Below are 12466 nucleotides of genomic sequence, written 5' to 3'. Positions count from 1 at the left end.
ACCGGTTGTAGGTTCGTCCAAAGCGGCGCGCTTAGCCTGGTGTCTGTGCGGATAAGTGAGCTGCTCGGGACGCGGGGCCTCGGCGCCGTCACCCTGCTGACCGGTGACCACCACCTGGACCGGCGGGTGACCGGCGTCTACATCACCGACCTCCCCGACCCCGGCCGTTACCTGGCAGGCGGCGAGCTGGTGCTGACCGGCCTGATGTGGCGCAGGGACCCCGGCGACTCGCGGCGTTTCGTGGAGATCCTCGCCGCGGCCGGGGTCGGCGCGCTCGCCGCGGGCCGCGCCTGGCTCGGCCACGTGCCGGGTGACCTGGTGGAGGCGTGCCGCGAACACGACCTGCCGCTGCTCGACGTGCCGGAGGAGGTGTCGTTCCGCACGCTCAGCGACGCGGTGGAGTCCCACGCCGGCGACCTGCGCGGCGCGCTCGGCCGGCACCGCAGGATCGTCGCCGCGGTCGCCGAAGGCGCGGGCCTCGACGAACTGTGCGCGCTGATCGCCGGGGAGCTCGGCATGACCGGCGCGGTGATCTCGGCGGTCGGCACCGTCGTCGCCGGCGGTCTCGCCGAGGGGACGGCCGGCCTGCTGGCCCGCGAGTACCTGGCCGCGACCCGGCTGCCGCACCTGGTGCGCACCCCCCAGGGCCCGTTCACCCTGTTCGCGGTGGACCGGGCCCACCGGGCCGCGGGCTGGGCCCTGGCCTGCGGCGGCGACCTGCTGGACCGCGCCGACACCGGCTACGAGCTGGCCGCGTGCGCCGCGCTGGAACGCAGCCGCCGTGAGGAGGGCCGCCGGGTGGAGCGGCGGCTCGCCGAGCAGCTCATCGGCGCCGCGTCGTCCGGCACCGCGGGGACCGCCGAACTGGCGGCGCGGCTGCGCACGTGCGGGATCGACCCGGAGGAGCCGTACGCCGTGGTGACGGCCACCGTGGTACGGCCGGGGGCCACAGAGGGGCCTGATCCGGCGGTCCTAGGGGGTCGTGTTCTGGAGGAGATGCTGGAGCGCCGGGTGGTCGCGGCGGCGGGAGCGGACGGGGCTGTAGCCCTCGTGCCATTGCGTACTCTCGGTACTGATGAGATCGTGCATTTGCAACATTCGGATCCCGTGCATGTGCAAGGACGGAATCTCGTGCAGATGCAAGTGCAGCGTAGCGTGCGAGCGTTGTCGGGCCTGCTGACCCAGCGGGTGTCGACGCTCCAGGCCGGGCTGCCCGAGAGCCGGGTGTCGGTCGGCGTCAGCGCCGCGCTGACCGGGCCAGGCGCCGTGCGGGGGGGAGCAGAAGAGGCAGGTCACGCGCGTCGGCTGGCCGAAGCGCGCGGCGGGGGAGTGGTGACCAGCGACGAGATCTACACACATGCTCTGTTGCTGGCCACCGTTCCCGACGATGTGCGGCGGTCCTTCGCGGACCGGATCCTGTCACCGCTGTTCGTCTACGACCGTCGCCACCAGTCAGAGCTGGTCCGCACCCTCGGTACGTTCCTGGACTGCGCTGGGTCCTGGAACATCTGCGCCGAGCGTTTGCACGTGCACGTGAACACCGTGCGATACCGTATTCGACGCGTCGAGGAGCTGACCGGGCGAGATCTGTCCTCTATGGCGGACAGAGTGGATCTTTTCCTTGCGTTAAGGGCGGGTTGATATTGCTACTGATCAGCAGCAGAAGTGCCAATCCGCGCGGACGTTGTATGTCGCTGCGGCGGCGTGCGCGGACGTACCGATGCCAGCGAGGCCGAACATGGTTGTGAAGGAAACTACTAGGGCGCATAGCGCAAGGCGGCGGCGATGCATGATGGACTCCCGTCTGTCGCAGTCTTCCGGGGCTTACATCTTCAGGGGGTGCCGGTGAGCGGTCAAGATCTTATTGGACAGCGAATCAAGACGATCCGTCGTCAACGCGGTCTATCGCAAGCGCAACTGGCTCACCCTGAGTTGTCGGATAGTTATGTATCACTGATCGAGAGCGGGAAGCGAACTCCCACGGTCGCGGTGCTCGAACTGCTCGCCGCCAAACTGGAATGCTCGCTCACCTATCTGATCAACGGCGTGACCGCCGAGCAGATGCACGATCTCGAACTCGGTCTCAACTACGCCTCCATGGCGCTGGAGAACGGCGAGGTCGCCGAAGCGCGGCGCCGCTACGCCGAGCTCCTCGAGGACGGCAGTCTCGCCGGCCTGGCCCCCCTGCGGCAGCGTGCCGAGTTCGGCTACGCGCTCGCCAGCGAGGCCTGCGGCGACCTGGACGAGGCGATCACCGTGCTCACGCGGCTGCACGACGCCGGCGACGCGGGGGAGCGGCCGGTGGCCGTCGCCGTCGCGCTGTCGCGCTGCCACCGCGAGCGCGGCGACCTCGCCGCGGCCGTGCGCGTCGGCGAGGTGGCCCTGCTCGGCACCGGCCGTCCCGCATGGAACGACGAGCTCGTCGAGCTCGGCGCCACCCTGCTCGCGGCCTACCTCGTGCGGGGCGACCTGCTGCGCGCCAGCCAGTTCGCACGCGAACTGCTGACCGCCGCCGAGAACCTCAACACCCCGAGGGCCGTCGTCGCCGCGTGCTGGAACGCGGCACTGGTCGCCGAGAGCTCCGGCCGCGGCGAGGAGGCGCTCAGCCTCGCCGAGCGTGCCCTCGCCGTCCAGTCCGAGACCGGCGAGTCCCGCAACCTCGCACGGCTCCGCCAGGCGTACGCGCTGCTGCGGCTGCGTGTGCGTCCCGCCGAGGCCCAGGCCTGCCGCGACCTCATGCTGCGCGGCGAGCGCGAACTGCGTGAGTCGTCGGCGAGCACCGTGGACATCGCGCGGTGCCTCGTCAACCTCGCCAAGGCCGAGATCGTCCTCGGCGACCCCGGCAAGGCCGTCGAGTACGCGCGCCGCGGCAGGGACATGCTCGACGAGCGCACCTCGGCGCTCCTCGCCGAGGCCCACCTGGTCCTCGGCAACGCTCTGCTGCTGTTCCACCAGAGCGAGGAGGCCTCCGCCGAGCTGACCGTCGTGGAGAGCATGCTGGTCAACACCCCCCCGTCCCGCCGGGCCGCGGAGGGCTGGCTGACCACGGCCACCGCACTGGAACAACTCGGCGACGAGGAGGCCAGCGAAGCCGCCTACCACCGCGCACTCGCCTGCGCCGGCCTGTAGGACCCACCCGGCCGCCGCGGAGCCCTCAACTCCGCGCCGGCCGGGCCCCGCTCGATGCCTGGTTCCGTGTGCCGGCTCGTGAGTCTCGATCGAAGTCCGGCTCTGCGTGCGCCGATCCGCGAGGCCTGTCCGGTCGGCCTGCCACGTGGCCGCGAGGTCGACGACTCCGGTCCCGACGCGACCCCTGGAGGCGGCTCTCAAGGGAAACCTGCTCCCGATCCCCCTAAGTCGTCCACAGGACGGCTACGCGAGGTGGGGACCGGAGGTGTCCATGAGTAGCCTTAGGGGGTTATGAAGACGTCCCCGCTCGCCGCAGTGCTCGCGCTCGTGATCGCCGTCCTTTCCGGCACGGTGATCGCGACCCCGGCGCTCGCGCACACGGCTCTCAAGAGCAGCAGCCCCAAGAAGGGCGCCACCGTGGAGACCCTGGACGAGGTGAAGCTCACCTTCACCGAGTCCGTGAAGTTCCCCGTGGTCCTCGTGCGCGACGCCGGCGGCAAGGCCTACGCCGACGGCAAGCCGGACGCCGACGGCCCCGTGATCACCCAGAAGGTCGCGGGCCCGCTCCCGTCAGGCAAGTACACCATCGCCTGGCGCGTCGTCTCCGCCGACGGCCACCCTGTGGAAGGCGAGATCCCCTTCACCGTCGAGGCCCCCGAGCCGTCCCCCGAGGCGTCCCCGTCCCCCACCGACACCCTGGCCCCCCCGGCCGGCGACGCCACCCCGAGCGCGGCCACCACCGCCTCCACCGAACCTTCCGAGGTCACCGCCACCCCCGCCGCCGACGCCACCGAGCAGCGCGGCGGCGTCCCCGCCTGGGTCTGGATCGTCGTCTTCGGCATCGCAGGCGTCGGCATCGGCCTGCTGATCACCATGCGGAAGAAGACATGACCCCTCCGCGCACCCCGGCCCCACCACCGCACGGCGTCTCCCCTGACCCGCCGGCGGCTTCTCACGGCGACCTCCCGGCCCCAGGTGTCCTCACCTGCGGCGTGGCGCGAGACACGGTGGCGAGGCCATGACCAAGACGTTCAGGCTCGGGCTCGCCGGGGCCTTCGTCGCGGTCGGGGCCCTCGCGGTGGCGCTGATCGCCGGGGGCGCCGCGACGCCGCGCATCATCCCGGGGCTGCCGGACGAAGGCACGCTGACCCGGTGGGCCCTGCCGCTGTCCAAGGCGACCATGGACATCGCCGGGGTGCTGACGGTCGGCATGCTGCTCATGGCGTCGGTGCTGCTGCCGAACAACAAGGGGCTCCTCGGCAAGACCGCGCTCGGCTACACCAGGGCCGCGGCCTGGGGTGGCCTGATCTGGGCCGCCGCCGCCGCGTCCACCCTGGTGTTCAGCCTGTCGGAGACGCTCGGCCTGCCGGTGATCGAGGTGCTCGGCGGCGACGAGCTGACCAGCTACGCCAGCCAGGTCTCCCAAGGCATCGCCCTGACCCTGGTGGTCCTCTTCGGCACGGCCATCGCGCTGTTCAGCCGCGGCGCCATCACCGCGGGCGCCGCCGCGGGCCTGCTGATCCTGGCCCTCGCGACCCTGCTGCCGCCGGCGCTCACCGGCCACTCGGCCTCCTCACCCAACCACAGCCTCGCCACCACCGGCGTGGCCCTCCACCTGCTCGTGCTCGCCGTCTGGGTCGGCGGCCTGCTGGTGCTGTGCGCGCACGGCCTGCGCGGCGGCGCCGACCTCGGCGTGGCCGCGCGGCGCTTCTCCCGCGCCGCGCTGTGGTGCTTCATCGGGGTCGGCCTGTCCGGGCTGTTCAGCGCCATCGCGCGCCTCACCTCGATCACCGAGCTGTTCATCAGCTCCTACGGCGTCCTGCTGCTCGCCAAGATCGTCGCGTTCGCCGCTCTCGGCGCGATCGGCTGGTGGCACCGGGGCCGCACCGTCCCCGAGCTCACCTCCGGCCGCTCCGGCGCGTTCCTGCGGCTCGCCGCCGTCGAGGCCGTCGTCATGCTCGGCACCGTCGGCGTGGCCGTGGCGCTGTCCCGCACCGCGCCGCCACCGCTCGACCTGCCGGTGGACCGCGCGTTCGAGCTCCTCGGCTACCTCGTCCCGCCGCCGATCAGCCTCGCCAACCTCGCCACCCTGTGGTGGTTCGACCTGTTCTTCGGCGCGCTCGCCGCCGTGCTCGCCGGCCTGTACGGCGCCGCCGTCGTTCGCCTGTCCCGCCGCGGCGACCACTGGCCCACCGGCCGCACCGTCGCCTGGGCCGTCGGCGTCCTGCTGCTCGTGCTCGCCACGCAGAGCGGCGTCGCCAAGTACGCGCCGGTGCTGTTCAGCGTCCACATGGCCGAGCACATGGTGCTGTCCATGATCGTGCCGATCTTCCTCGTGCTCGGCGCTCCGGTGACCATCGCGCTGCGCGCGCTCAAACCGGCCCTGCGCCGCGGCGACCGCGGCCCCCGCGAGTGGCTCGTCACCATCCTGCACAGCCGCGCCGTCAAGGTGATCACCCACCCCGCCATCGCCACCGCGATCTTCATCACCTCGACCTACGCGCTGTACTTCACCCCGCTGTTCGCCGCCGCGATGGAGGAGCACCTCGGCCACATCGCGATGACCCTCCACTTCCTGATCAGCGGCTCGCTGTTCTTCTGGGTGATCATCGGCGTGGATCCGGCCCCCACCAAGCTGCCGTACGTCGGCCGCCTGCTCCTGCTGTTCGTCACCATGCCGTTCCACGCGTTCTTCGGCATCGCCCTGATGAACATGGGGACCGTGATCGCCGCCGAGTGGTACGACCAGCTCGGCCGCACCTGGGGCTCGCCGTCCCTGGCCGACCAGCAGGCCGGCGGCGGCATCGCCTGGGCCTTCGGCGAGATCCCCACCTTGATCGTCCTCATCGCGCTGGCCTTCCAGTGGTACCGCGACGAGAACCGCAAGTCCCGCCGCGCCGACCGCAGAGCCGACGCCAAGGCGGCCCGCGACGGCGGCACCGGCGACGCCGAACTCGACGCCTACAACGACTACCTCTCCCGCCTGAACCGCTCCGGCCGCGGCCTCGACCCCGCCGACAAGGAGTAGCCCCGGCCCTCCCTACTTGACCTTCGCGCATCTACCCGTACCGGTAAGTAGCGTGACCAAGAGTGTTGCTGGGCATAACTCGGGGGGACGGGACTCAACCGCCGTACCCGGCGGACGTCTCGGCAGCACCAAACCAATCTCAATCGCTCGTTGAGCACGCACCGGTAGCGTCGATCATGGTTTCACGGACCAGGCTGGACGCGGTGGGGCCGGGATCACGTCGCACTGGAGCGGTGCTCCCAGGAGGGTTGGGGGACTTGTACGAAGAGTTGCGCATGCGCGGACGACGAGGTCTGTCGCAGACCATCGAGGACTACCTGACCGAGTGGTCCGACCGCACCGGCATCACGGTGGAGGTCTGGGCCCTCCCCACCGACCGTGTCCCCACCCCCGTGGCCGACGCCGTCTACGCCGTCCTCCAGGAAGCCCTGTCCAACGTCGAGTCACACAGCGGCGCGCACACCCTCTCCCTGGCCCTCACCACCTCCCGCACCGGCCTGAAACTCACCATCAGCGACAACGGCGTCGGCTTCACCCCCGGCACCCGCGCCGGCCGGGGCCTCGACCTCATGAAACGCCGCTTCAGCGAGGTAGGCGGCACCCTCACCGTCAACTCGGTCGTCGGCGAAGGCACCACCATCACCGGCCACATCTGACCCCCGGATCAACCCCGGATCAATTCCCCAGGGTCCAACCCCCCGGACTGGTCGAGGAACGAAGGAAAACAGAAGCTGTATCTACCGGCGGAACCCAGGAGCTGTCCACGGCACCGCCTCGCTCGACCGGACCCGGCCGCGGCAGACGTACCCCGCGCGGTCGAGGTGGCCCGCAACGTCAGGAGCGGCCAGACACGCCACGCCGGACACGCCACGCCAGACACGCGATCCCTGGCACCGGCCATCGAAGGGTCGACCATCGAGGGTCGACCATCGAAAGGCCGACCATCGGGCACGATCCAACCCGCCGATCGGCCCCGATCACATCCCCTCTCGGCCTACCCCTCCGATCCGACCTCCCGACTCGACCTGGTCCACCAACCGGCCTGGGTCCGATATCCGACAAATCCCGATCTCGCACCGCTTCCGCGATCGCGAAGCCCCGCCTGCTCCGGTCAGGGAGTCGAACTCGCGCACCGGGGGAATTCCTTCTCCCGGTCCAACTGGCCGCAGCGGCCGATCGTCGTCTGCTGGCCGTTCGCGTCGATGCTGATCAGCACGATGGGACGGTCGAGCGCGTGCCGGTGATCGGGAGCGTCGCGCAGCCGGATGACGCCGCTGGCGCCGTAGATCGGTCCGAGCCGCTCCAGAGCCAGCAGAACCCCACCCCGGTCGACCGCGCCGGGCTCTCCTGCCACGGACGCCGACCCGCCTTGGTCGGAGTACGCCTTCTGCGCCGCCTGCATCAACGCTTCGGTGGCGTCGTACGCCTGCACCGCGTACGCGTCCGACGGCAGGTTGTGCGGATCCTCCTTCGGCAGCTCAAGCACCTTGACGAGGTCCCTCAGCTCTCCGTAGAAGCTCGGCGAGTGTTTCGCCGTGAACTCCCACACACTGGACGACGCCAGCGCCACGTACACCACACGCTGGATGTCGCGTCCGATCCGCGGCGCGTTGTCGTTCACGTACTGCGTGACGTCGTCGCTGGCCATGACCGTGACGTGATCGCACTCCGATGTGGAGAGCGCCGTGAGGAACGCGCCGAACTGCCCCGATCGACCCGCGTAGTACGCCAGATCCGGCCGCCGGCTCTCCACGGAGCACTCGGATTTCACCAACTGCTCCAGCTCACCGGCGTCCTCGAACTCGACCCTCCTCGCATCCTTCCCGAACGCCGCCTCGAAGCGCTTTCCGAGGTCCCTGCCGAACAGATCCCTGATCGACGTGTCGGCGAACACCGTCGCCTTCTTCGACGGAGCGAGGCCGGCCGACGGGAGGCCCGATCTGGCCCACCGTGCCGCTGTGGCGGCCAGCTCACTGTTCGGCGGCGCCAGCGGGAAGTACGACGGGATGTCCCCGCCGTCCTCCCGCGTCCCGAGGTCGTCGAACGTGGACGTGGTCGTGACCATCGGCAGAGCCTTGCGGCCGAGGATACGCAGAGCATTCTGCACCTCCTGGCGGCTCTCCCCGAGCCCCACCACTCCGACGATCGTCGGGTCCTCGTTGACTCTCCGCAGCACCTCTTCAGCCACGCGCTCGGCGTACCTGAAGTCGGACCCGGCGTTGGCCACCAGCACGCGCATCCGCAGCTTGCTGCCGTCAGAGCTGTTGCGGGTGAGCAGGCGCTGCTGCACCGCGATGCCGGCCAGTTCCCCGTGAATGTCGGTGAGCGGGTCGTCGCCACCGTTCCTCGGGTTGGTCAGCTTCCCGAAGTACACCACTGTGGCGTACGGCCGGCCCGAGTCCAGGATCGCCTTGTTGGCCTTGTCGATCTCGGTGAGCACCGGCTCCAGCCGCGGTGTGTAGCCGAAATAGTCGTACCCGAACCCGACACACTCCCCGGTGCCCCTCTCCCACCAGATGGAAGGCGCGCAGTTCGACGCGGCCGTCGTCCCCACGCGCATCAGAGATATCGCCACCAACGCCGTCACCGTCAGCACCGGCAGCAACGGATGCGCGAGCACCGGCCGCCGCCGGGTGCGCACCGGCACATGCGACCTCCCCAGCAGTCGCGTGTCCCCGTCCTTCAGAACGATCCGGATCAGCCGCCGCGAGCCGAGCACGCGGTCCCTGGCCAGCTCGGCCTGCCACTGCTCCCACAGCTCCTCGGCGAACCCGGGCCGGCCCTCCAGCGTCTCCGTACCACCCGCCGGCGGCAGCTCGGTCCGTGCCGCCGAGCCGGTGACCACGACCATCAGCGGGTCGAGCAGCCCTGTCCCGGCCCTGACCTCCTCGATCAGCGTGACCAGCCGGGTGTCACCCCCGCGGACCAGCAGCACCGGCAACGACGTACGGGCCCACGCGACCCGCCGCCAGAACTTCCACAGACTGCGCTCGTACCCCTGCCGCAGATCATGCAGAAACGCGTTCACCAGCAGATGCTCGATGCCTTCGATCGCCTGCCGCCGCTGCTCACGCCGCTTGTCCACCTCTTCCCCGGCCGTGACCTGGCCGGCTTCCGGCGCACTCGGCTTCGCCGCACCGGCTTCGGCCGCATGAGGAGAAAGTGCGAGGTTCCGTGCCTTGATCACCCGCACCGCGAACTCATTGAAGTTCTTCGGCGGGTTACGCGACTTCGCCGGCACCAGATAGGGCTGCCGGCAGAACCACTTGTACCGCCGCCGGCCGGCCCAGCTCCGCGACAGCAGCAACACGTGCGCCGCGCCGACCACCAGGCCGATGGCGATGGTGGCGATGCCGAGCCAGGTGGCGAGCTTCTCGGCCAGGGTCGCGCTGATCAGCGCCGTCGCCGCGGCCCACGCCGGCAGCGGCCCCTCGGCGTACGCGCGCACGTTGGCCCAGAAGTTGCGCGCGTCCGGCTCGTTGCCTGGCCTGATCCGCCGCCGCCGTACGGCCCGCTTGACGCTGTCGTGGAGACGGACGTCATCGCCGTCGGCGGCGTCGAGCTCCAGCAGCCACAGCACCTGCGCCAGCAACGGGAACCGCAGATGCGCCTCCCCGCGCGGCGCCGCCGAGGCCAGCTCACGGCTCACCTCTCGTAATCGCGCCACCAGCCCCGAGTACGGTGTCGCCTGCGACGTGGCGGACGTCGGCTCCTCAGACGGCGCGAGGTCGGCGAACGGCGTGCCGGCACACCGGTCCTCCAACGCGTTGGCGACGGCCACCGTCTCACTCGACGGCCCCGTCACCGACAACACCGGCACCGGCAGGTCGCCACTGCGCCGCGTCGGCCGGATGCGGATCTGGTCGAACACCCGCAGGAACTCGCGCACCCCGTCGTAGGAGCGCTGGTAAGTGTCCTGTGAATCATCGGCCCGGACAGGCATACCGTTCGTCTCCTCGAAGCGATCAGGGGGTGCGAGGGACCTTCCGCGCGACTCTGCTTTCACGAAGCGACTATGACGCTCCGGCGTCAGGCCCTTACCACGCTAAAGCTTTCTAGAAGGACACGGCGCACCACGCCACCTTTTCGCGACCCTTAGCACGGTTTTTTCCCGACACTGTCCGCACGCGGACATTCCCCACGACGAATTACTCTCCCTCACCCTGATCCGCCGCCGTCTGAACACCGACAACTCGTCGCGATAAAGATCAGGCCACCCCCCGACCCGGCACATGCCGCCACACCACGCTGCCGCCGACCCGGCACGTGCCACCACACCACGCCGCGCACCGACCTGGCACATGCCGCCAGAGTCCGGCCGTGTATCAACCCGGCACATGCCGCCAGAGGCCGCCATACACCGACCCGGCACCCGCCGTCAGAGGTCGCGCCGCATGCAGACCCGCGGCCACCGGTCCAGCCCGAGCTCCGCCTCACGCCTGCGCCGGGCCCGCAACCCCGGCGTCAGCTCCGAGTCGTCCAGCCCCCAGAACCCGCATCGCTCGTAGTACGGCGCGTTCCACGGCACCCGCGTGAACGTGATCAGCGTGAGCGCCGGCAACCCCGCCGCCTTCGCGTGATCGGCCGCGTGCTCGATCAACGACCTCCCGAGCCCCCGCCGCGCCGCGGCCGGATGCACCGACACCTGCTCCAGATGCAGATTGCCGTCCACCTCCTCCGCGATCAGATACGCGACCGGCCGATCGTCCCCGTCCACCGACACCCAGGCCCGGCCCGACCCCTGGAACCGCGCCAGCACCTCCAGCGGATACGGCTCGTCGTCGGCCACCGGCCCCATCCCGACCCCGCGGAACAACTCCCCGGAAGCCCGCTCGATCTCCTGCAGCAGACCAAGCTCCCCCGCACCGGCGACGCGAATGCTCATCGCCACATTGTCACCGCCACCCCGGCCCGGGACCAGTGCTTTTCCGGGCTCAGCAGCCGAGCGCGACACCGGTGTCGAGGAACCGCGCGCGACGTGACCGCCGATCCGCTCACCGTACGGAGCCGAGATCGGCGCGGCTCGCCGGTCAGTACACCAGTTTGCGGTTGAGGATGAAACATCCCGTCTTGAGGTCGTCCACGAACTGACACCACCCCGCGCGTGTGGTCACGAGCACCGTCGCGCTCGGCCGTTTGGAGTCGCGGACCGCCACCACCCCGCGCAGATTGTTCGCCACTTCCACGCAGTGCCCCCCGGTGTCCCCGCTGAACTTGGACTTGTACCACTTCGCCGTGCTTAAATCCATTTGTCGGCAATTTCTCTGATTAACTTAAGCGAAAGCGACTGAGGAAGCGCCTCCGCCCGGATGGCGTCGTACCGTGCCGTGAGCAGCGAGATCATGCACCGCTCCGTCACCGTCCGACCCTCCGGTATGGAATCCACATATACCGCACAAGCCGTGCCGCGTTGTTCCGCTATAACAAAAGCGGCAAGCAACCCCGGTACCGCCTCAGCGGCATATGGCACGATTTGTATGGTTACCTTGGGATGCCGTGAGATCTCCAGAAGGAATTCCAGTTGCTCCCGCATCACGGTGGCCCCGCCGATGGGCCGCCGCAACACCCCCTCGTCGATCACACTGAGAATCGCCGGCGGCTCCGCCTGGCTCAGCAGGTTCCTGCGCTGCATCCGGCCGAAGACCCGCTCCTCGACCTCCTCCGGCGTGATCCCCGGCGCGCGCTCGAACACCCGGCGCGCGTACGCCTCCGTCTGGAAGATCCCCGGCACCAGGAACGGATCCCAGATCTGCAACCCCGAAGCCCGCCGCTCCTCAAGCGTCCAGTTGCGGAAGTGCTCAGGAACCGGCGGCGGCGGAGGCCACCCGTCGCTGTGCAGCCTCGTGAACAGCCCGTCCAGCCCGAACACCTGGTCGCACCGCTTCGCGAAATCGTCACTAGGCGTCCGCTTGAGGTTCTCCACGGCCCCGATCAGGCTCCCCGAGAACCCGATACGCCTCCCGAGCTGCCCCTGCGTGAGCTTCGCCAACAGCCGGTGCCGCTGCAACTCGTACGCGAAACGGGCCCGCGCGGAGTCCTCAGGGTCGATCCTCGTCATGTGCGGCATGCCACTCCCGCGTCGTGCGGGGAGACGGCCGAGGCGAAGGCCATCCCATGCAGGCGCCACTCCCCGAAGTGTTCAGATGGCTACTTAAGGTAGTGGATGCCGGTGGTCGTACGGCGGCGAATTCCCCGGTCCGGCACGCGGCGCCGAATCGCCTCCGCGTAAACCGCGGCCACCTTGACCGGCCATTTCCCGGCCCGGTCAACGACTCCACCGGCCGTTTCCCCTGGCCACCGCCACCCCTG

Annotated in this window: 9 protein-coding genes; 5 read left to right on the top strand and 4 right to left on the bottom strand. The window is 70.0% G+C overall.

Going from position 1 to position 12466, the window contains the following annotated elements:
• The first annotated feature begins 45 nt into the window (after window positions 1-45).
• The 5 genes from BJ992_RS33880 to BJ992_RS20810 all read left to right on the top strand — a co-directional run bounded on the left by BJ992_RS33880 (window position 46) and on the right by BJ992_RS20810 (window position 6813).
• Entirely contained in the window at window positions 46-1641 is a 1596-nt protein-coding gene (locus tag BJ992_RS33880) for a PucR family transcriptional regulator ligand-binding domain-containing protein (protein WP_184983538.1), read from the top strand.
• Window positions 1642-1785: 144 nt separating this feature from the next.
• Window positions 1786-3129, top strand: a complete 1344-nt coding sequence (locus BJ992_RS20825; protein ID WP_221474908.1) for a helix-turn-helix domain-containing protein — start codon at window positions 1786-1788, stop codon at window positions 3127-3129.
• 291 nt (window positions 3130-3420) lie between these two features.
• Window positions 3421-4020: a copper resistance CopC family protein gene (locus tag BJ992_RS20820; protein WP_184983534.1), complete on the top strand. Its 600-nt coding sequence runs from the start codon at window positions 3421-3423 to the stop codon at window positions 4018-4020.
• A 127-nt stretch (window positions 4021-4147) separates the two neighbouring features.
• Window positions 4148-6157, top strand: a complete 2010-nt coding sequence (locus BJ992_RS20815) for a bifunctional copper resistance protein CopD/cytochrome c oxidase assembly protein (RefSeq protein WP_184983532.1) — start codon at window positions 4148-4150, stop codon at window positions 6155-6157.
• A 275-nt stretch (window positions 6158-6432) separates the two neighbouring features.
• Window positions 6433-6813 carry a sensor histidine kinase gene (locus tag BJ992_RS20810; protein WP_184983530.1) on the top strand — a complete coding sequence of 127 codons (381 nt, stop codon included), beginning with the start codon at window positions 6433-6435 and terminating at the stop codon, window positions 6811-6813.
• 455 nt (window positions 6814-7268) lie between these two features.
• Here the strand turns inward: BJ992_RS20810 and BJ992_RS20805 are convergent, their stop codons facing one another.
• From BJ992_RS20805 to BJ992_RS20790, 4 genes are all read right to left on the bottom strand, one after another.
• The gene (locus BJ992_RS20805) at window positions 7269-10100 is read right to left on the bottom strand and encodes a type 1 periplasmic-binding domain-containing protein (RefSeq protein ID WP_184983528.1); all 2832 of its coding nucleotides are present in this window, start codon (window positions 10098-10100) and stop codon (window positions 7269-7271) included.
• 435 nt (window positions 10101-10535) lie between these two features.
• The gene (locus BJ992_RS20800; protein WP_184983526.1) at window positions 10536-11042 is read right to left on the bottom strand and encodes a GNAT family N-acetyltransferase; all 507 of its coding nucleotides are present in this window, start codon (window positions 11040-11042) and stop codon (window positions 10536-10538) included.
• Window positions 11043-11187: 145 nt separating this feature from the next.
• Entirely contained in the window at window positions 11188-11406 is a 219-nt protein-coding gene (locus BJ992_RS20795; RefSeq protein WP_184983524.1) for a DUF397 domain-containing protein, read from the bottom strand.
• Window positions 11397-12215, bottom strand: coding sequence for a helix-turn-helix domain-containing protein (locus BJ992_RS20790; protein WP_184983522.1), 819 nt, complete (start codon window positions 12213-12215; stop codon window positions 11397-11399). The genes BJ992_RS20795 and BJ992_RS20790 overlap by 10 nt, the downstream gene beginning before the upstream one ends.
• Window positions 12216-12466: the final 251 nt, after the last annotated feature.

It is taken from the genome of Sphaerisporangium rubeum, from assembly GCF_014207705.1.
In the GTDB taxonomy this organism is placed as follows: Bacteria; Actinomycetota; Actinomycetes; order Streptosporangiales; family Streptosporangiaceae; genus Sphaerisporangium; species Sphaerisporangium rubeum.
The sequence above is the reverse complement of the archived record's forward strand: the minus strand, read 5'-3'. Positions and strand labels throughout refer to the sequence as shown.

Excerpts from the sequence above, each read along its gene's own strand:
- BJ992_RS20825 (WP_221474908.1), top strand. The coding sequence starts at position 1,786 with ATGCATGATGGACTCCCGTCTGTCGCAGTCTTCCGGGGCTTACATCTT.
- BJ992_RS20820 (WP_184983534.1), top strand. The coding sequence starts at position 3,421 with ATGAAGACGTCCCCGCTCGCCGCAGTGCTCGCGCTCGTGATCGCCGTC.
- BJ992_RS20815 (WP_184983532.1), top strand. The coding sequence starts at position 4,148 with ATGACCAAGACGTTCAGGCTCGGGCTCGCCGGGGCCTTCGTCGCGGTC.
- BJ992_RS20810 (WP_184983530.1), top strand. The coding sequence starts at position 6,433 with ATGCGCGGACGACGAGGTCTGTCGCAGACCATCGAGGACTACCTGACC.
- BJ992_RS20805 (WP_184983528.1), bottom strand. The coding sequence starts at position 10,100 with ATGCCTGTCCGGGCCGATGATTCACAGGACACTTACCAGCGCTCCTAC.
- BJ992_RS20800 (WP_184983526.1), bottom strand. The coding sequence starts at position 11,042 with ATGAGCATTCGCGTCGCCGGTGCGGGGGAGCTTGGTCTGCTGCAGGAG.
- BJ992_RS20795 (WP_184983524.1), bottom strand. The coding sequence starts at position 11,406 with ATGGATTTAAGCACGGCGAAGTGGTACAAGTCCAAGTTCAGCGGGGAC.
- BJ992_RS20790 (WP_184983522.1), bottom strand. The coding sequence starts at position 12,215 with ATGACGAGGATCGACCCTGAGGACTCCGCGCGGGCCCGTTTCGCGTAC.